18 protein-coding genes are annotated in these 19,923 nt (G+C 56.8%); 10 read left to right on the plus strand and 8 right to left on the minus strand.

The features are described 5' to 3' along the window. Positions 1-37: 37 nt before the first annotated feature. A complete protein-coding gene (locus tag KF784_06160; protein MBX3118629.1) occupies positions 38-1,150 on the plus strand; it encodes a N(4)-(beta-N-acetylglucosaminyl)-L-asparaginase in 1,113 nt (370 codons plus the stop codon). A 340-nt stretch (positions 1,151-1,490) separates the two neighbouring features. On the opposite strand, the gene KF784_06165 is transcribed toward KF784_06160, so the two are convergent. Both KF784_06165 and KF784_06170 read right to left on the minus strand, forming a co-directional pair. After that, the gene (locus tag KF784_06165) at positions 1,491-2,123 is read right to left on the minus strand and encodes a thioredoxin family protein (GenBank protein MBX3118630.1); all 633 of its coding nucleotides are present in this window, start codon (positions 2,121-2,123) and stop codon (positions 1,491-1,493) included. Next, on the minus strand, positions 2,120-2,944 hold the full coding sequence (locus KF784_06170) for a hypothetical protein (GenBank protein MBX3118631.1): 825 nt from the start codon (positions 2,942-2,944) through the stop codon (positions 2,120-2,122). The genes KF784_06165 and KF784_06170 overlap by 4 nt, the downstream gene beginning before the upstream one ends. 169 nt (positions 2,945-3,113) lie before the next feature. Between KF784_06170 and KF784_06175 the strand changes: the two genes are divergently transcribed. The 6 genes from KF784_06175 to KF784_06200 all read left to right on the plus strand — a co-directional run bounded on the left by KF784_06175 (position 3,114) and on the right by KF784_06200 (position 8,466). Continuing rightward, on the plus strand, positions 3,114-3,266 hold the full coding sequence (locus tag KF784_06175; protein ID MBX3118632.1) for a hypothetical protein: 153 nt from the start codon (positions 3,114-3,116) through the stop codon (positions 3,264-3,266). A gap of 112 nt (positions 3,267-3,378) precedes the next feature. Continuing rightward, complete coding sequence (locus KF784_06180; GenBank protein ID MBX3118633.1) at positions 3,379-3,789, plus strand: VOC family protein; 411 nt, start codon at positions 3,379-3,381, stop codon at positions 3,787-3,789. Between the two features lie 225 nt (positions 3,790-4,014). Next, the gene (locus KF784_06185; protein ID MBX3118634.1) at positions 4,015-4,599 is read left to right on the plus strand and encodes a 5'-nucleotidase C-terminal domain-containing protein; all 585 of its coding nucleotides are present in this window, start codon (positions 4,015-4,017) and stop codon (positions 4,597-4,599) included. A 14-nt stretch (positions 4,600-4,613) separates the two neighbouring features. Next, complete coding sequence (locus tag KF784_06190; protein MBX3118635.1) at positions 4,614-5,552, plus strand: M28 family peptidase; 939 nt, start codon at positions 4,614-4,616, stop codon at positions 5,550-5,552. Between the two features lie 263 nt (positions 5,553-5,815). Further along, on the plus strand, positions 5,816-7,477 hold the full coding sequence (locus KF784_06195; GenBank protein MBX3118636.1) for an AAA family ATPase: 1,662 nt from the start codon (positions 5,816-5,818) through the stop codon (positions 7,475-7,477). A 77-nt stretch (positions 7,478-7,554) separates the two neighbouring features. After that, on the plus strand, positions 7,555-8,466 hold the full coding sequence (locus KF784_06200) for a S1/P1 nuclease (GenBank protein ID MBX3118637.1): 912 nt from the start codon (positions 7,555-7,557) through the stop codon (positions 8,464-8,466). Between the two features lie 103 nt (positions 8,467-8,569). On the opposite strand, the gene KF784_06205 is transcribed toward KF784_06200, so the two are convergent. Further along, a complete protein-coding gene (locus tag KF784_06205) occupies positions 8,570-10,372 on the minus strand; it encodes a M61 family metallopeptidase (GenBank protein ID MBX3118638.1) in 1,803 nt (600 codons plus the stop codon). 122 nt (positions 10,373-10,494) lie between these two features. Here KF784_06205 and KF784_06210 point away from each other — a divergent pair, with 122 nt between their 5' ends. Beyond that, complete coding sequence (locus KF784_06210) at positions 10,495-11,142, plus strand: hypothetical protein (protein MBX3118639.1); 648 nt, start codon at positions 10,495-10,497, stop codon at positions 11,140-11,142. A 68-nt stretch (positions 11,143-11,210) separates the two neighbouring features. On the opposite strand, the gene KF784_06215 is transcribed toward KF784_06210, so the two are convergent. From KF784_06215 to KF784_06235, 5 genes are all read right to left on the minus strand, one after another. Next, positions 11,211-13,775 carry a hypothetical protein gene (locus KF784_06215; protein ID MBX3118640.1) on the minus strand — a complete coding sequence of 855 codons (2,565 nt, stop codon included), beginning with the start codon at positions 13,773-13,775 and terminating at the stop codon, positions 11,211-11,213. Between the two features lie 90 nt (positions 13,776-13,865). Then, positions 13,866-14,669 (minus strand): hypothetical protein, encoded by an 804-nt coding sequence (locus KF784_06220; GenBank protein ID MBX3118641.1) that lies wholly within the window; start codon positions 14,667-14,669, stop codon positions 13,866-13,868. 72 nt (positions 14,670-14,741) lie between these two features. Further along, complete coding sequence (locus KF784_06225) at positions 14,742-16,118, minus strand: M56 family metallopeptidase (protein MBX3118642.1); 1,377 nt, start codon at positions 16,116-16,118, stop codon at positions 14,742-14,744. Further along, complete coding sequence (locus tag KF784_06230) at positions 16,111-16,500, minus strand: BlaI/MecI/CopY family transcriptional regulator (protein ID MBX3118643.1); 390 nt, start codon at positions 16,498-16,500, stop codon at positions 16,111-16,113. The genes KF784_06225 and KF784_06230 overlap by 8 nt, the downstream gene beginning before the upstream one ends. A 71-nt stretch (positions 16,501-16,571) precedes the next feature. Then, the gene (locus KF784_06235) at positions 16,572-17,606 is read right to left on the minus strand and encodes a quinone-dependent dihydroorotate dehydrogenase (GenBank protein ID MBX3118644.1); all 1,035 of its coding nucleotides are present in this window, start codon (positions 17,604-17,606) and stop codon (positions 16,572-16,574) included. A gap of 255 nt (positions 17,607-17,861) precedes the next feature. Here KF784_06235 and KF784_06240 point away from each other — a divergent pair, with 255 nt between their 5' ends. Beyond that, a complete protein-coding gene (locus tag KF784_06240) occupies positions 17,862-18,410 on the plus strand; it encodes an outer membrane beta-barrel protein (protein ID MBX3118645.1) in 549 nt (182 codons plus the stop codon). Between the two features lie 51 nt (positions 18,411-18,461). Next, positions 18,462-19,736 (plus strand): GTPase HflX, encoded by a 1,275-nt coding sequence (gene hflX / locus KF784_06245; GenBank protein ID MBX3118646.1) that lies wholly within the window; start codon positions 18,462-18,464, stop codon positions 19,734-19,736. The last annotated feature ends 187 nt before the right edge of the window (positions 19,737-19,923 follow it).

Here is a 19,923-nt window from a genome sequence, read left to right on the forward strand (position 1 = left end):
AAAGGATGTCCTGTCTTGGTTGTCGAATCAGGGGCTTATGAGTAAGTCGATTTCTCGTCGTCGATTGTTAGGTGCGGGTGCCGCGATGGCGGCATCGCCCTTGGTTAAGGCTTTTGATGGTCCTACGATATGGTTGCAAGGGCATGTTCAGCCGCGCGTGATCTCCAGTGGCAACGGCAACACTGTGAAGAACGGGGGCACAGAGACCTGCGTGCAAACGGCGTACCGGATGATGACCGAGGGCAGTGACGTTTTGGATGCTCTGATTGCCGGTGTGAACATCGTGGAGCTCGACCCGGCGGATTCGTCGGTGGGCTATGGCGGTCTGCCGAATGCCGACGGCATCGTGCAACTCGATAGTTGCTGCATGCACGGCCCAAGAAAGTGGGCGGGCGGGGTGGCTTCGCTGGAGGGGGTGCGCACCCCCAGCAAGGTCGCGCAACTGGTTGCAAGCAGCACGGATCACCATCTGCTGGTCGGGAAGGGCGCTCAAGCGTTTGCCAAAGCGATGGGGATGACGATCGAGGACGATCTGAATACCGAGAATTCGCGCCGAGTTTGGTTGGAGTGGAAGCGTCGAACCGATCCCGAGCATTATCTGGATCCTGCCAAGCGCGGCGGTGGGGGCCTTGACGAAGAGGCCGGTCGTCGTGCGGCGCTATCCATGATTGCCGATGGGATGATCGACCCTGAGCACTACTACGGCACCATCAACTGTAACGGCATCAACGCCAAAGGGGAGATTTGTGGGGTGACCACAACAAGCGGATTGGCGTTCAAAATCCCTGGTCGGGTTGGCGATTCGCCGATCCTTGGCGCTGGCCTATACGTGGATGGAGCAGTCGGAGCGGCAGGCTCAACGGGGCGCGGCGAGGCGAACCTTTACAACCTTTGTTCCTTCCTGGTGGTGGAAGAGTTGCGGCGGGGCAAGCATCCCAAAGATGCGGGTCTTGAGGCGCTGAGACGGGTAGCAGCGAACACGGAGAAGCGTCTGCAGAATACTCAGGGCAACCCGGCGTTCGGGCTGAATTTCTACGTTTTGGATGCCAAGGGTCGGTATGCGGGAGTTTGTATGAGTGGCCGGGCAAGGTTCGCGGTCTGCGATGCGAACGGGCCGCGTCTGGAGGCCAGCGAGCCTTTGTTTGCGTGATTGCGGGAGGGCACCGTTCCGTCGGTGCCGTTTATAGAGGCTGATTTAGGGGGCGGGAAATCGTTTCACGCAGAGTTCGCAAAGAACGCAGAGGTTGAGTTGAGGTCTCTGCGAACTCTGCGCCTCTGCGAGAGCCTCTTTGCCTCCAGATTCGCAGTCTGGAGGCTGATTCCGAGGCTCCATAGTCTCCAGATGACGCATCTGAAGGCAGGAAACGCTGGCTTTGAGAGTTGCGATATAGCCTCAACCCTTAGGAGAGGGTTGAGGCATGGCTATTCGCCAAAAATCCCTCCACATCCTTCAGATGTGGAGGGATCGCTTATTTAAGGCATGTCGCCTCTTAGTACTTAACGGAGCAGCCGTACGGGCGGCTAGTAGCCACGGAAACGGACTTTCCGGCCAGTGCCTCTTCGAGCGCCTGCTTGATATAGTTGGTGGAGGTGGCGATGTCGGCAGCGTTTGCGGTTGCCTTGTCGTCGATACCACCCGCGTAGATGATCTTGCCCTTGGGATCGATCACAAACATGTGCGGGGTCGTTCGGGCGCTGTACATTTTGCCCACCTTGCCATCGGGATCGAGGAGGAGCGCTGTCGAGTTAAAGCCCTTCTCTTTGATCATAGCGTTGGCTTGATCGGCGGTCAGGTAGCCCTGCTTGCCGGGAGCGGAGGAGATGATCTGAAGCCAGACCACGCCCTTGTCGGTCGCCCACTTTTGAGTCTTCTGCATGCTGCCGCCGCCGTAGTGCTTGACGACGTAGGGGCAGTCGTGGTTGGTCCACTCAAGCACGACATATTTGCCCTCATAGCTGTCGAGGCTAATGGACTTGCCGTTGGATGCTGGCAGAGTGAATTCGGGAGCGTCTGCCCCGGGAGCCGCCGACGCTTCGGTCCCCTTCTGGCCCTGTGCGACTACAAGTGCGGTGGCGGCAAAGATGCCGAACACGCCAATTGAGATGAGATGTTTTACTTTCATTGGAGTTCTCCTTCATTCGATAGGTTTGAAATCTTGAGGTCGAGTTCGAAGCCGGGGGCATTGCCCGTGCCCATCAGCACTCCGCTGAGGCGGGTCGGCTTGGTTGATGCGTACTCGGAGATGGGCATTCGGATAATGAATCCGTTCGGCTCGGCTTTGACGCTATAGGACGGCATGAGCTTGATTGTGTCGCCGTCTTTGGGCATGAACGAAAGCTGCTTTGGCGGGTTGAAGGCACCTTTGGAGAGTCCTTTGAGGACGATGTCCTTGCCGTCTTGGAAGGCGGAAAACTGCCATGCGGCAGGCGCCTGCGGCCATTGCTTTTGAACAGCTGCCATACGCGGAGCCCACGTTACGCTAGGTTTGGCCTGGGCCGCTATCGGAAGGTTGATGCTCACCTTCTCCCGTGCCGGGACGCAGGATTCCTCACAAATGAGCCAGGTAGCGTTTGCTGAAATCGTGATGGTGGTGCCGACCTTGGCGGTCTTTGGCGGCGTCACCAAAGCCATCAGAATGACCTCATCCTCATAAATAAAGGTTGTAAAGCCGTCTTGTGGGTGAATCTTGGGGATGGGCCATTTCAACTCTCCGATCTTCCAGTCTGGGGGGAGTTTATAGTCGATGCTCGTGGCCTGCCCGGAGTCGCCGGGGAACTGCCAATAGCTGTGCCAGCCTTTGTCCATCGTCATACGCAGACCGAGCCAGAACGGCACACCGGGCTGGACGAAACTAGACGACGAAACCAGCATCGCCGCGCTGTGGGGGCTGGTGTCTTGGCTTGATCCGGAGATGAGTAAGGTGGCTAAGAATGCGTATATCATCGTTTGGAAAATCTTTTGTGAAACCCTCGTGGCAGTAGGAAGCACCCAACGCCCGGAAGAGTTCCCTCAATATGCGCTCTGACGTCTCAAGGTGCATAGTGTTCAATCAAATATTGAGTAGCGGCGGTTTGTATGAGGTTGCTTGGAGTGAAGTGGATAATGGACAGTGGTGGAATACGAAGCCGCCGTCCTCTTGGGAAGCATCCTTTGGCTTGTGGCGTTGGTTATGCTCAACCGCAAGGGCAGGCTGAAAAACCCTCCTTCGCTTTGGATGCGGGCGCTGGTGGTCGTCCTGATCGCCTTGTCGCCGCTTTTTCTCTAAGCCGCGTGCCATGAGATTGTCCTACTGAAAATATGGACATTGTTCAGTTCGGGAGTCGTGCGATTCCCGTAGACTGGACTCTTGTTTAGCCCTAACTGGAGGCCAGTCCATCATGATCATTCCCATCCTTGCCGTTGAGAGCGTTGAAGCGAGCTCTGCCTTTTACACTCACAATCTTGGTTTTTCCGAACTTTTCAATATGCCGGGAGAGGACGGCTCCGCGATGTTCGCAATGGTCTCTTCTGGGCCAGGAGTCAACGTCGGCCTGAGCAAGCAGCCCGGACTGGCGAATAAGGGTGTTGGCGCGGTCTTCATGCTTTATGTTTCCGAAGAGACGGATATCGACGCCTACTATGAAGAGGTCAAATCCAGGGGGACTGCTATCGAGAAGGAGATCGGCGACGAATTTTGGGGAGACCGAACGTTCTCGGTGAAAGACCCCGACGGATACTATGTAAGCCTTTGCAAGACGGTCAAACAGGTGTCGATAGAGGCAATTCAGTCGGGGGGCACACAAGGCTGATCGCTGGGAACGTCAGAATCCATTTATAAAAGGCACGAAGATTGCCTGTTAAGACTTTGATAAGAAGTCCCAGTCCCGGACTTCAAGACTGGCGCATTTGTCCGATGATGAGGCTTGAACCTCAAAGTCCCATAGGAAGTGCGTCACACGGACGAAGGTCCGAAACCTGTACACTGGTCCGTAACGTAGGAAGTTTTGGAACGTTTGAAACACAAGTCGAATTCGATGAAAAGATACTTATTCCTTGGCATAGCGCTAGTTTTGACGGTGGTGGCCTTCGCACAGAAGAGCCCATCGAACAGTGCGCATCTACCCTCGCAGGCTGCAGCGGACCTCATTCGTGATGCGGCTGGCGCTGACGGGGCGTTTCTTGCCGCCGGTTTGGTGAAGGATAAGTTCGACAGCGACGATCTATCGACGCTGATGCAGTTTGGCGACGACGAGATTGTGGTCGTTGCTCTAAAGGGCAGTCAGATCAAGCAGGCTTTTGAGCGTTCTATCGCCCTATATCCCGAAGCGAACACCAGCTTCCTGCAGGTCTCCGGCTTCGAAATCGAATTTGACGGCAAGGCCGACCCGAATTCGAGAATTCGCAGCATCACGGCAGGGGGGTCGCGTCTCGACGAGAATAAGACCTACAATATCGCTATGCCGGCGACGCTTGGCCGTGGCGGCTTGGGGTACTTCAAGATATGGGACAAGAACAAAATCACATCGACGCTGTCGGGAATGACGGTCGAAAAGGCGCTCAAAGGCAAGAAATCCGCCGAAAGTCGCGCACGCTGGGTCAATATCTCGTCACAGTCGTAGGTGTTGCCGCTGTCGTGTCGGCGTGTGCTTTTACGGCTACCGACCCAAGCCAGTCCCAAACGGGTTCACCCACCCAATCCGCTCCTAAAGCGGAGAGCTACGCCTTCGATCAGGCGAAAGCTTGGGCGCATCTCATGAAGCAGGTGGAGTTCGGTCCTCGCGTCCCGGGAACCGATGAGCACGTGAAATGCCGCGATTACATTGTCGAGGAGATGAAGAAGCACACCGAGAACGTGCGGCTTCAGGAGTTTGTTCACGTTTGGTCCGCAACCCGCGCCCGCAAACAGATGTGGAACATCATCGGCGAGCAGGGCTGGAAGGATGCGAAGGTGCGTATCGTGGTATTGGCGCACTGGGACACTCGTCCGACGGCCGACATGGAATGGGATTCCGACAAGCAGAAGCAGCCGATCGCCGGCGCGAACGACGGCGCGAGCGGCGTCGCTGTACTGCTTGAGCTGATGCGAGTGATGAAGGACAAGCGGCCCGCCGACCTTGGCATCATGTATCTGATGACCGACGGCGAGGACCTTGGCCCAAGCCTGGAAGAGATGTTCTTGGGAGCGGTTCACTTTTCCAAGAATCTGCCCAGCCCGAAGCCGGATTACGGCATTTTGCTGGACATGATCGGCGACAAAGACTTACAGGTACCGATGGAGCCAAATAGCATGCGTCTCGCCGGTCCGCTGGTGAACGCCTTCTACAGCCATGCACAGAAGATTGGCATGTCGAGCACGTTCCCTAAGAAGATCGGGCCCGAGATTTATGACGATCACCTAGCCTTGAATGAAAAGGGTGTCCCGACAATCGATCTGATCGACTTCTCTTACGATCCGTGGCACACGCTGGCGGACACGCCGGATAAGTGCTCGGCTGAGTCTCTGGGCAAGGTCGGGAAGATGATGGAGTCTTGGCTGAGTCAGAAGCCAGTCTGGGCTTATCCGAAACAGTGACCCTTAGTTGCCATTTTTGACTGTACGATCACTCCAGAACTGCCGTTATGGAGGGTACCAACCCTCAGATTGACCCTCCATATCAGCAGATATGGAGAGATTAGAGGCGGTCTTCCAGACTCTCAGTCTGGTGGACTGACGGGGTTTCATGTAGCAGCACCAAGGGACGAAAGCCGCAAAGCGGATTTCAGATGCCAACGCCTGCACATATCAAGTCCCGACCGTGTACGAGAACGCCCGAAGTCGGCGTATGATTGAGATATATGAGCGACACTGTGTCCCGGGCCTACGAGATCCTCGCGCGCATACGCGAAGCTGCGCCTCCGGACCCCAAACTCCAAAACTACATCGCCGCGCTTGAGCAGCAACTGGCGAAGGACGACGCCGGACGAGAAGAGCTTGAAAAGCTGGTCGCCGAATATGAAGAGGCGTACCAAAAGCTCACCGCGCCCGCCAATCGGACCGGCGTTTTCCTGAACTGGCTGGATGACAACCACGAGCAAGCGATGATCGCGCTGGGCGATACCGACTACGTGGTGCTCGTGGACCCCAAGGTTGACAGTGAGCGCTTGGTGCGTGGCACGCGCGTGAAGCTGAACGAGGCTTATGCAGTTGTTGGGATATTGCCAGAATCGGAAGCTGGCCCGATCGTAAAGGTTGGCGAGGTCTTGGACGAAAACCGCATCCGATTGGGCTCAGACACGCCCCAAGCCAGCGGAGGACGAATCGTCCTGCGTGGAGCGAACCTGAAGGACGCGAAGATTGAGGTTGGAGATGAGCTTCGGCTGGAGGCTACGGGAAGGGTTGCGATCGAGCACATGCCCAAGCAAGAAGTTCGAGATTACTTCTTTGAGGAAGTGCCGGAGATGCCTTGGGAGAAGGTGGGCGGGCAGCAGCACGCCATCAGCTTGATCCGCGAGACTATCGAACACCCGCTGCTCCACCCCGAGATTTACGAAAAGTACGACAAGAAGCCGATCAAGGGCATCTTGCTGTTTGGCCCTCCGGGCTGCGGCAAGACGCTGATCGGCAAAGCCACCGCTTACAACCTCACGAAGGAATACGCCGCGCGTGTGGGCCATGAAGTGAAGGAATACTTCATGTACATCAGCGGCCCTAAGATTTTGAACATGTGGCTGGGCGAGACGGAGCGCATGGTGCGGGAGATCTTCACAACAGCCCGTGAGAAGGCCAAAGAGGGGCGTTTGGTGTTCATCTTTATGGATGAGGCCGAATCGGTCCTGCGAACGCGCTCCAGTGGACGCTGGCTAAATATCAGCAACACCGTCGTGCCCCAGTTCTGCGCGGAGTTGGATGGTCTGGTGTCTTTGGACAACGTTGTGTTGATGCTGACCTCGAACCGCCCGGACTACATCGACCCGGCGGTTCTAAGGCCCGAGCGGATCGATCGGAAGGTGAAGATCGGTCGTCCTGATAAAGACGCCACCCGACAGATTCTTTCGATCTATCTCAAGCCCGGACTTCCGCTTGATCCCGAGCTCATGAAGCGATATCAAGGCGAGGAGGATTGTGCTCGCGCTGAGCTGATCGAGAAGACCACTGAATTCATCTGGCGCAAAACTAAGGAAACGGAGTTCTTGAAGGTGAGCCTGCGAAACGCGAGTACGGAGACGCTGTATTGGCGCGACTTGGTGAGCGGGGCGTTGCTAAAGTCGGTCGTGGATCGGGCGAAGGAATATGCCATCCGCCGAGCCGTTGCTGATCCGGATAAGCCGAACGGGATTACTCTGGAGGATTTGGAGACATCGGTCGCGGCGGAGTATAAGGAGAACGAAATCTTCCCGAAGGGTGACACTCAGGAAGACTGGCTGAAGCTGCTGGATTATGAGTCGGAGAATGTGGCGGCGGTGAAACCGGTCGGGCGCAGTCGGGGTGAAGAGTTTCACCGGAAGAGCATGAACTAGGGTTGCTCCTGGCACCAGTTAGCCGGTCAGGCTGAGAACTTATAGCTTTCTTAACACGAGAGGATTAGAATCTCACCATGACTGGGGTTTTTCGTATTTGCGTGCGGCTTGCTTTTGTGAGCCTTGTTCTCTGCTTAGCTACCGCCCACGCCCTTGCCTGGGACCACAACGGACACCGACTTTCTGTCCTTATCGCGCTGGAGTTCCGGCCTGACCTCAAGCCCCGCTTGGAGAAGCTGATCGTCCATCTTCCGAACAGTCGGCAGTGGCGAGAGTTAAAGGCGGGCGGGTTTTCGCAGAATTCGCGCATGGAGGAGAAGGGCGATCCGGACAAGTGGATTGCCGATCTCATGACCGATCTGCCCAAGATCGCCACGTTTGCCGACTGGATTCGGGACTACGCCGTAGCCTCGAAGCATTCTGCGCACCACTACATCAACCTTTCGTACGAAACGAATGGCCGCAACGAATTCTTGCGCGAGCCGAACGCCGTTACCATGACCGATTCGTACGTGAAGTATTTTCCCAAGGAGGCACCCGAGCAGGCTTGGGCTGTCGCATGGCTGACGCATCTGATCGGCGATCTGCACCAGCCGCTGCACTGCATCGCCCGAAAGCTTCCCGACGGGCAGAGCGACCGGGGCGGCAACGGCGTAAAGCACGGCAACTCTAACCTGCATGCCTACTGGGACAACCTTTTTGACGACAAGGCGCGAAGTCTGGGCCTGCCCGCATATGCCAAGCAGCTCTACGCTGAAGGCTATTCAAAGCTGGATGCCGAGGACAAGGCGGCTTTTGACAAGAAGCGAGCCAACCAGAATCCGATGTCCTGGGCGATGGAAGGGCAGGAGGCTATTCGGGCGGTCGGCTATCCTGCCGACAACCTGGTTAGCGACTACGACAAGGCCGCGCTCAGAGTGGCGGAGACACGGATTCTGCTCGCTTCCGCTCGGATGGCCGATGTTTTGGATAAGTTGATTCCGAAGTAGCTATCAGCTATCGGCTATCGGCAATCACGTTGGGGATCGCCGATAGCTGATTGCCGATAGCCGATAGCCGATAGCCGATAGCCGATAGCCGATAGCCGATAGCCTACTTGCTGTGATCGAACAGTGTGCCGGGCTTCATCGCTTTGCCGTACATCCACCCGGCTCGCAGGGTTTTCTGTTCTTCGGTGGCGTTCGGCAATTCGACGACTCGCTTTACCGTTCGCTTGCGGATTTGGACCGTTGACTTCACGGTGTCGGTGCCGCTTTCTCGCTTGATCGTGAGCGTCAGGACTTCACCCTCGGCGACGCTCTCGATGAGCGCGTTCATCGCCAGAACGCCCGACCGGGTGGTGTCGCCGCAGGCGGGCTTGCCGTTGATCGCCACGATGAGATCGCCGACCTTGAGCGCATCGCGGACGTCGGCGCGGGGGTTGCTCACCCGGATCGCCTTTTCCCCGGGCATGGGCGCCCAGTTGAACCCGAGGTCCTTGGTCTCCTCCTCCACATCCTTCATCTCCAGGCCCATACGAGCCAGCTGCTCGGGCACGGGCATATCCCCGGCGTCCATGACGATCTTGTCGTAGTAGGCGCCCATCTCGGGACCGCCGAAACGGATGCACTGCCGCCGAATCTCATCTTCGGGGAATCCCGCCTGATCGTCTTTGCACATCTCCCAGAGAGCCTTCATCACATCGTCGAGCGAGCGCTTTCCGCCTGTGAGTCGCCGAATCTCGACGTCGAGGCAGAAGCCCGCCACCCAGCCGTAGTTGTAGTAGCTGATGCGATAGCCGTTGCTGTTGCCGCGTCCGTTGTTCGTTTCACCGACGCGCATGCTTGCTTCGTGCGGGCTGACCTCCAAATGGGCGGCGTTGTTCTGCACGGCGTTGTGGTTGTTGACGAGGACGCGGTAAAGCTCCTGATCGTCAAAGAGGTTGTAGCGCGTGGGCAGGAGGTGCGCGTAGTAGTCGGTCACCCCCTCCAGCCACCACAGCGCGCCCGTTTTGGGGAGCTGAGTGTAGTCGAACGGGCCGAGCACGGCGGAGCGGATGCGCTTGACGTTCCACAGGTGGAAGTATTCGTGCGAATAGACGCCGATGGTGCCCACTCCCATGCCTGCGGCCATGCTGATCGAGGTGCTGTTCAGGTGTTCCAAGCCGCCTGCGCCGTCTGTCCGGTCGTTGACGTTGAAGTGCCAGACGTAGTGCTTGAACGGCAGGCCGCTGAAGAAGTCGGCTTGGAAGTCGGAGATGTACTTGCAGATGCGGATGAGATAATCGCGGTCGACGAACTCCTTCGCGGCCCCTCGCAAGGCGATCGAGTGCGTCCTTCCCCGCGAAGCATAGGTGTCGATGATGAGGTCACCCATGGAGACGGGGCAGTCGGCAAAGACGTCGTAGGTGGGGGCCGAGTAGGTGTGCTCTGAGCCACGCACGGGGTCGAGGCCGGTTGCAATCTTCCAGTCTTTCGGGAGCTTGACGGCTAGGCGACAGTCCTCCTCCTTGCGTCCGACGACATACACGTAAGTTGCCGGGCCGGGGTACTCCAATGCTCCGGCAACGAAGGCGCGGGGGACCGTGTAGGCGAATGTCACCTTCGTTCCGGGCTTGGCGATCATGCTCCAGGTGTAGGCGTTTGGCTGGCGCATTTCGATGGTCTGACCGGCTCCGTCTTTGGCGGTGACTTCTTTCATCGTCCGTGACATCTCTTGCAGGCGGTAGCTTCCCGGGGCCCAGTTGGGGGCTTGGATGTCGGTGAAGGTAGTGTCGGCGGTGAAGCTGACGGCGACGCGAAGCTCTCCGGCGTCAGGCATGGGTTCGACGGTGTAGTCAATCGTTGCAAAGCTTTGGAGTGCGGCAAGTGCAAGACTGGAGATGAGGATAAAGCGGGAAAGAGGTTGACCGCGCATGATCGTATTATAGCGGGGTTGGTGGGAGCTGGGAGTTGGGAGCTATGCCTTTGTAGCCTCAATCCTTGGGGGAGGATTGAGGCATTGTGTCGGCATCCCATCTCGCTATACTGGGACAAGAGATGACACACGAGCAAGCGGACGAAATCGTCGACGGCTTATCTTCGGCGGGGTCAGTCTTCCCTAGAAAGCTGACAGAGGCTGAATATTCTGCATTCCTCGATGTGACGGTCAGTGTCGGCTGCTTTTACCCAATGATCGACTTAGAGTATAAGCCTGCTTACGCGGACCTGTTCTGCGATCAGGTCCAGCAAGATCGATTGGCAGCGTTAAGGGCGGGTGCTCCTCTCAATGCAGAAGAGCAACAACTCTGGGATGACAAGTGCGATTCGCGCACATTCTACGCGACTGCAATATGGATTGAGAAGATAGTTAGCACACGAACAAAGCGGGCAGCCTACTTGCTGGCACAGACCGTTGAATGCGGTCAAGGAAGCGACTTTGTATCCGCTTACGCCCCCACACGCAACATCAAATGGCTGCGTGATACGATTCTCGAACGAACATCCGACTGGTTCGGCTTAGACTGCTCGATAGAGAGTCAATTCCCTGAAGAAAGAAAGCTGGCGGACGAAATACAAAGCTTATGGCAGGAGCAGTGCATACCCACCGGAGATAGGCTAGATAAGCAGCTCGTGGAAGAGATACAGCAGACAGTTGCGTCAGCAGAGAGATGGCAAGCGCAGGCACAGCTGTCTGGCGAGCCATAGTCCAGTCAATGCCGACTCTGTCGCAAGACACAGCATCAAGTCTTCGTCGGACTCCATTCTCGAAGGTTTCAGCTACCCAAAATCATCGCATTCAGCAGCATCTTAAAGTGTCCAGGCCACATTGCTCGCTCGCTCGGGTCGAACATAAAGATCACCGCACGACCTCGTCCCACTGACTCTTCGTGCGCCCAGACCGTCCCAGCAAGGGCTTTGTTGGTGTCTTCGCCCCACGTCCAGCCCGAGAGCAACCGAACTTTCTCGGCTTCGGCGGGCAGAAGCACCGCGCCTTCGTTCACTTTCTTAGCTTTGTAATAGGTGGTTCCATCGACCGGGATCGCTATCCGAACCGTCTCGTCCTTTTCACGGGGATAGCCATAGCTCAAGAAGGACTTGGGATCGATTGCTGCTTCAAAGAGCGTTCCAGGGAGGTAGGGCGGATCCTTATCTTTGTCCAGCTTCGATTCTTTGAGATCGACATAGCTCTTTTCACCCACGGCGGCCCTAGCGCCGAAGAAGACCGCACAGCCTCCTGCCTCTACCCACTCCTTAAACTTTGCCGTCGAGGCCGCGCCACCCGGGAGAACGATGCATGTGTACTCGCTAAGATCGCCGTTGAGGGCTCGTGAGCTAAGGGGAGTGAAATCTAACTCAAAGACACGCTCCATTAAGTACCAGAACGGGCCATATCCGGTTGAGCCGGTTGAACTGCCAAAGACGACGCCAATCTTTGGCTTTTTGATTGGGGCAACCTGATCGGAACCGGGGCCGTAGCGCTCGGCCTCGGGATAGCCGCTTGTGATGGGCCAGAAGGTGACGCCGAACTTACCGGCGATCGCTTCGAGCTTCTTGGTGTAGCCGTCTTCGTTCCGTCCTCGGAGAATTAAGAACGAGCCCTTGGGAATCGTGCCCGTTGCCATTTTTAGGTCTTTGCTGGTGCCGTAGCACTTTACGCCCTGCTGGGCAAGTGCAGCGATGGCGAGGATGTCGTCCTGATCGGTGTAAGGGAGCCAAAAGCCAACCGTGGCCTTTTCAGGCTCATACAGCCCGCCGCCTACTTCCCAGCCGCCGGTTGCCACAACTTCGGGAGTGGACTCACACCACCAAGCTTTAACGTTGAAGAGGTAAGGGAGTCCCCAGCCGGTGAGGTCGTAGAACTCATAGTTTCCAGAATCAGGATCGCTGTCTTCCTTTTTCTCAAGCTCACGCCGTCGAATCTGTTCTTTGAGGAACTCTGGCTCGAAGTCGCTTCCCGGCTCAAGGAGGGCTTTGGCGAGCTGTCCCCGCGCTTGGGCCATTTCGATAACCAGCGAACCGGCAGGAAACTCGGTGGACTCTTTAACGCCGGTCCAGTAGTTGTTGGCGTCCTCTTGCTTCCAAGCCTTTCCAGCGACAGTGAATTCGATGCCGTGTCGAAGTAGGAGTCCGGCAAGTCTATCGAGTGGTCGGAAGTCTTCGGATGTGATGACGACGCGCTTGAATTTGCCCGCGTGAGCGCCAGTAACGCCCTTGAGTTTGAAGCTGAGGAATGAGGTCAGCAACTCTTCTCGCTTTGCCGCCGATTCTTGGATCACCGACATCGCCGAGACGAAATGCCCCGCCATCCCATCGCGGAGGGTCAGGATCGTGTCGTCGTCACGCTTTCCGGAGAGGACACGTCCTCCGTCGGTTTCGTGGGTCATCCCGATCGCCCCATTCAAAGAGGTCCAGCTATCGAGGTAGCCCGCGTAATAGAGGTCGAACGTGTCCTTGATAAAGTACATCCAGCCGTTCTTGTCGAAGTTCTTTCCGATGGCTCGCCCGAACGCTTCGGTCCATTTGTTCATCCGGTCGCGGTCGGCGTTGGCGTTCTGCGACATTGCGTTGGGTGGGAAGAAATAGTTGCGCACCTGCCCGTGCTGATCGACATACACCTGGGGATTCCACTTCTGGAACTCTTTGACTTCGGCGCGAGATTCGTCCTGGGAGAGGATAATGCGGTCGCGGTTCATATCGAACCGGTAATGGTTTGCCCTACCTGTCATTGAACTGGGAGTTTCGCGCTCGAAGGCGTTCCGTTCCGGGCTGCCGACGGCGACCGAGTTGTACCAAACGACGTACCGCTCGTGTCCATCGGGGTTGTATGCCGGGTTCACGAAGACAACCGTGTTCTCCAGCGTCTTTTCAACGGTGGCGTTTTTAGAGGCGGCGAGGTTGTAGATGAGCCACATCCCAGACTCGAACGAGGCCGTCTCGTCGCCGTGGATGCACTCGTTGATCCACACAAACGCGGGCTGCCTTTTGATGATCGCGGAGTAGTCGGTTCCTGGCTTGGGGTTCGCCAAGGTCTCCATGTCCTTGCGTATCTCTTCCAGCCTGGCAATGTTTTTTGGCGAGCTGATCACTGCCACGCGAAGGGGACGGCCTTCGGGGGTCTTGCCGTAGTTAATGACCTTCATCCGGTCGGAGGCTTTCTGCTCGATCCCTCTGAGCACTCGCTCCTGGTCGGCATAGACGGTGTGACGCTCTCCGGGCTGATATCCCAAAATCGACTCTGGTTTGGGGATCGCCGAATTGTAGGGCGCATACCCGTGGAAGTCGAACGGTTTGGGCGCAAGGCTGAGCAGACTGTAGGCGAGAAGTGTGGTGACAAGCACAAGCGGATTATACGCCCGTGGGGGTCGTATGAAGGTAAGTCCCCGCCCCTATGGCTTTGGAGCGGGGTGGTTGGGAGATGAGATGAAAGGCTAACCGATAGAGAATTCTCTTTCCGAGACTCTCTGCCACGTTACGTCAAGTGCACGCGCAACCAGATCGAGGACCTGCTTGAGCGATACTTCGTCGAGTTTGATCTCGTCAATGACCACTCCTTCGACCTTGCTCGCGTCAATCTTGATGTCGGCGAGTGAGGCAAGCGCTCTGCAAATCTGATCGGCGGTTGCGCCTTTCAGTTCTATCGTGAACTTTGTCTCCATCACGTCTTGGATGGCGAGGGATTCACAAACGACGTCCTCAGTTTCGACGAGGCGAATACCAAGGTGGTCGGTAAGCTTTGCATCGACGGACTCAACGATGTTGAGCTCGGGGAGATCCTGGGCTTCGGTTGCGTCCACGGCATCGATGGCCCCCGCATCGACCAGCTTCGCGCCAATGATCAGTCGCGGAGCATCCGTAGGCTCGATGTCGGCCACATCGATCGGGTCGAACACGGTGACGGTGCCCATTTCATCGATGTCTGCGATTTTGTCCGGGTCAAGCAGTTTGACGTTTACGACGAGGTGCCGACCGTCGAACAACTCGATATCCGACACGTCAACGATGTCCTTGGGGTCGAGCAATTTAACGTCGTCGATGAGGAGCGAGCCGTCGATCAACTTGACGTCTTTTGCCAGATGGGTACTATCGATCATGTCGATAGCCTGAAGGGGCTGTTGGCTTTCATGTGACTTTGCTGCGGACCCCAAAGGGACTGCGGCCAGAGTTGCGAAACCGAGGGCTGCGATCGCTGCTAGGCTTGCAGCCCCTCTGTTTTTGATTGTGTTTCTTTTCATGTGACTGGTTCTCCTATGTTTCATAGGCTCTTCTGGCGCGCCGACGCGCACAGCGCAATCCAGAAACTTAGGCTATCCCTCAAACCTGAACTCACGTTCGGAGACGTGGGTCCACTTCACTCCAGTGCTCTTTGAAAGAACATCGAGCAACGTCCGCAGACTGATCTTGTCAAATTTGGCGGTGATGTGGAGGCCGTCGATCACGCCAGGATCGACCTTCACTCCCAACTTGTCCGACGCGATCTTGAGCAGTGCGCCAGCCTGGATATCTGAATACGAAAGCGTAAGTGTCTGGTCGAGAACGAGGTCTCGGGGCTCGTTGCTTCCGACCATTTCGATATTCACGAGCTGGTCTGGGTCGAGGATGATCGTCGGAACCTCTTCGGCGCTGATGGGGCTGACTGGGGAGATCGCATCCTGGGGCACCATGATGACGCTATCGTCTGGCTTCGTCGTGGCCTTTCGGGGAGTCGCCGAGATCGGGATTGCAACGAGTAGGGCAAGGACGGTCGCCGAGACAAGGGAGATGCTGGCCGCGCCGCGTGACTTGATGGAGCGGCTGTTCATGTTTTCGATTCGCTGGCTCAGCGATTTGAACTCTCGTGTGACGGAATAAACCGTTGACGGGGGGTAGGGCCGCTTGCACGCGACGTGAATGAGGAGTTCGCAGTACGCTTTTCGGCCGATGTTCGTGATGCGCAGAACTTCGCGGTCGCACAGCAGTTCGCTTTGAGAGGCGAATGCACACCTGGAAAGCCAGACGAGGGGGTTAAAGAAGAATAGGCATCCAGAAAAGGCCGCCAGCCAGCCGACGATGAGGTCGCCATGCTTGATGTGAGTCATTTCGTGAACGAGAATGGCCTCCTCTCGCGCTTGATCCAGGCTGCCGATCAAGGATTGCGGCCAGCAGATCACAGGTTGGATCACACCCGAAACGCACGGTGTTTTGATCTCTTCCGATACGATAATCTTTGGCGTTCGCCTCAGGCCGACTTGATGAGCGATCTTCTCAACGAGGCTGTTGAGGCTTGGCTCCGCGATGGATGCCGATTGCATTCCGCGCTTGAATCTGAATTCGCGGTAGGTGAGGAGTGTGACGGAGGTCAGCGCGCCCACAACCCAAAGAAGCATTAGCCACGACGGCAATCCACCCTTCTCACGATCTGCAGAAGCAGTGGGCTGGTTCTGCATCAGGAGCGTGTCGCTGGGCTGTCCTTCCAACTTGCTAATGATGAGGGTCCCGGTGTTGGCTTCGGGAAGAATGGGCAGGGGCAGCGAGACGGCGAGCCCGATTATCAGGTGCAAAAAGGCGATGCTCCACAAAATGCTGCGCAGGCGTGGGTGGGAGAACGCGGCCCGTGACGTGATAAACCACACGAGCGCGAGCAGGATACTTCCTTGAACGCAGGTCCAAATCAAGCGCTCCAGAAGCAGACTCGGCTCAATCATCGCTGCCCTCTTCCTCGACCCTCATGGCGAGCTTTCGTAAAACCGCCTCTTCTTCTGCAGTGAGCCCCTTCGACTGAGCGAGGTAAGCCACGATTGGGGAGGTGTCGTGGCTTAAACTCTCGCGGACGAAATCTTTCACGACGCCAAGGAAGAACGCCGACGCGGGCACCTTGGAGAAGTAAGCGTAAGTGCCGTCTTTGATCTCACGATCGAGGAAGCCCTTCTTGCGCAGGCGCTCCATGACCGTTTGAACGGTTGTTCGTGCGTAGCCTTGTTCCTCTCCGTAGCTTCCGGCTACTTCGCCGACCGTTGAGGGTCCACGAGTGACCAAGAAGCGAAGGACTTCGAATTCAAGCTTTCCGAGTTTTGCAAGTTTTCTCATGACTACATCCGTAATCATGATTCAAGACGCATTGTTGAGTCAAGTTAGTTCCCAAATCGCTTTAGAAAGTGTTAGCGGTTGGCCTGACCCCGCAGTTCCTCGACCGATTTCATCCCACGCTTTGCCAGCTCTGCAGCAAGATGAGCCAGCGAGTTCGGGGCCATCATCGGTCCGCCGTAAATCCACCCCGTATAGACCTGAACCAGGTGCGCGCCGAGCTCGATCTTGCGCACGACGTCCTCCCCGGTAAAGACTCCACCAACGCCGATGATGACCATATTTGGATCAGTAGATCGGGCGATCTCGGCAAGCATCTGGTCGGAAAGGGTCTTCAGCGGTTTCCCGGAGAGTCCTCCTGCTTGATTCGGATCACGCTGGAGGACATCCCGCCGGATGGTTGTGTTCGTGGCGATAATGCCGGTGAGGTTCATTTCGTGGGCGACTTGGACGACATCTTGGAGTTCGGCGGGAGAGAGGTCGGGGGCGACTTTGACGAACGTCGGGCGTTTGTCGTCGATCTGCTTCATGCCGGTAAGAATCTCTATCAGCGGCCCTTTTTCTTGCAGCCCTCGCAGGCCGGGGGTGTTGGGCGAGGAGACATTGACGACGAAGTAGTCGCCCAACCCGTGCAACAGTTGGTAGCTCCCGGCGTAGTCTTTCGCGGCGTCTTCCACTGGTGTGATCTTGGATTTGCCGAGGTTGACTCCGACGGGAATGCTGGGAGAGGCGATGCGAAGGCGGTCGGCGATGCGGGCCGCGCCGTCGTTGTTGAAGCCGAAGCGGTTGACGATGGCCTGCTCTTCGGGGATGCGAAAAAGCCGGGGCTTGGGGTTGCCGGGCTGGGGGTGAAAGGTGGCGGTGCCGACCTCGATAAAGCCAAAGCCGAGGTCCTCCCACTGGTCAACAGCGACTGCATTCTTGTCAAAACCTGCCGCCAAGCCAAGGGGGTTCGCGAATCGGACGCCGAAGAGGGTTTGCTCCAGGCTCGGATGGGTGAATCTGGGGACTTGGGCAAGGCCCGACTGAATCGCCGCCATGCCCATGTTGTGGGCTTCTTCAGCGTCGAGCTGGAAGAGGAGTGGGCGAAGTAGGGGCCAGAGGTCCATTAGGGTGATTATGGCGGGTTGGAGAGGTAAGGGTTGAAGGACTGTAAGGGCAGTAAGGATCGTAAGGAGGTAAGGACGCAAGGGAAGGAAGCATTGCCGTAACGGCGCACTGTCGCAGGCCGGCATTGCTTAAGGACCTTGCTCCCGCCTTACGACCCTTACCATCCTTACGCCCGTTCCGGCCCAATAGAGTATCATCGTCTCGGTCGGGCTCAATTGAACCGGACAAAAACTCTCGGAGGATGATGTGAAGAGATGATCAACAGAACCTTGGTTGTCGCGGCGGCGTTCGCGACTCTCGCAACTGGCGCGATGGCACAGTCAGGCTCGAACCGCCCGTGGTTCGCTCTCCAAGCAGGTGCATATTTCTTCACCAGCTCAGAGCTCCGAGATCGGTTTGGCGATCCTCTCCCTTCGATTGGAATCCAGCCGTTTACGGCAAAGATCGGAAGGGACTGGCAAGTCATCGGAGACATTAAGTTTCTGACCGCCAGCCGCGACGGAAGCCGTCTGTTCGTCGTTCCCGTGTCAGCCTCGGTCTCGAAAAAATTTGCCGACCCGGATGCCCGAGTGATTCCTATCGTTCGCGTGGGCGCTGGTCCAGCCTATTACGACTATTCGATCATGCGCACCTCTGGCCGAGTGAAGGATCGAACTTTCGGGTGGAACACCAACGCAGGAATTGACTTCGTGTTCGACAAAAGATGGGCGCTCAGCTTCCGGTATGACCAGTACAGCAAGACGGACGGACTCGATTTTAGCGGCATGACGGTCGCAATCACGTTCGGCTTGGTCCGATTTTAAAGCCGACGGTTCCGCCAATACGACATCGGTGGCCGTCGCAAAGGAACTTGAATGTCGAAATTGGCGGAGAATCCGTTAATCCAAATTGAAGAGCAGGCGGTTCTCGTTTACATCAACAGTGACGAGCACGAAGACACCTACGTCGAAGAGGAGCTTGAAGGTCTTTGCGAAGCCGCCGGAGTGGGCGTACTCGCTGGCCTGCGCCAGCGCTTGGGACGTCCTCATTCGGCGACTTTCATCGGCAAGGGCAAGGTTGAAGAGCTTGCCGCGCTGGTGCAAGAAACGCAGGCCGACGTCGCGATTATCGATGGCGAAATCAACGCCGTGCAGACTCGAAACCTGACCGAAGCGGTCAAGTGCAAGGTCATCGACCGCACCCAGCTCATCCTCGATATCTTTGCCCGCCGTGCGCACACCCGGGAGGGATTGCTACAAGTCGAGCTCGCCCAGCTTACGTATCTGCTGCCCAAACTGATGACGCTCTACACTAAGTTCGAGCGGCAAAAGGGCGGTATCGGTATGCGCGGTCCTGGTGAGCAGAAGCTAGAGACCGACCGCCGACTGGTTCGAGAGCGCATCTCTCGACTCAAGGACGATCTTGAGGATGTGCGGCGCGTAAGGAATCAACAGCGGGATAGTCGGCGGAAGTACCCCTTCCCCTTTGCGTCTATCGTGGGTTACACGAGCGCGGGCAAATCGACCTTGATGAATCACTTGTCGGGGACGGAACTGCTTGCCGACGCGATGCCGTTCGCCACGCTTGATCCGACGACGCGGAAAGTCGACCTGCCGGATGGCTACAGCATGTTCCTCACCGACACGGTTGGGTTCATTCGGAAGCTTCCAACTCAGCTTGTCGCGGCGTTTCGCGCCACGCTTGAGGAGTTGACGTTTGCCGACATCCTGATACACGTGATCGATGTGTCGCATCCATCGTGGGAGATCCAGCGCGACGCGGTGATTGAGACGATTGAGGCGCTTGGGGCGGGTGAGAAGGACACCATCACCGTGTTCAACAAGATCGACCTTGTGGAGGACCCCACAGTCCTGCGTGAATTGATCGCGCAATGGCCAAACTCGGTGGCGATCAGCGCTCTGTCGGGCGAGGGCGTCCCCGATCTCATGGCCTTGATTGTAAAGCACGTCAAGGGCTTGCTCGGGCGGGTAAGGGCGCTGGTGCCATATTCGGAGTCAGGGCTGGTGCAGTCGTGCTACGACTATGGGCGTGTGCTTACGGTGGATTACCGAGAAGATGGGATCTACATCGAGGCGGAGCTTGTTTCGGAGATGCGGCTTAGGCTGGAGCAGTATGCGGTTGGGGAGTGAGAGGCGTGTTGGCAATGAGTTGGCAAGCGGTTATCAAATGATATGAAAGTGATAGGAAAATGATAGGAAAATGATAGGAAAGTAATTTGAACATGATTGGAAAATAGTTGGCAATTGGTTAGCAAGTCGTTTTGGTCAGTGGAAACTTTTCCGAACTACTTGCCAACCAATTGACCACGCACCTTGC

The organism is Fimbriimonadaceae bacterium (assembly GCA_019638775.1).
GTDB lineage: Bacteria > Armatimonadota > Fimbriimonadia > Fimbriimonadales > Fimbriimonadaceae > JAHBTD01.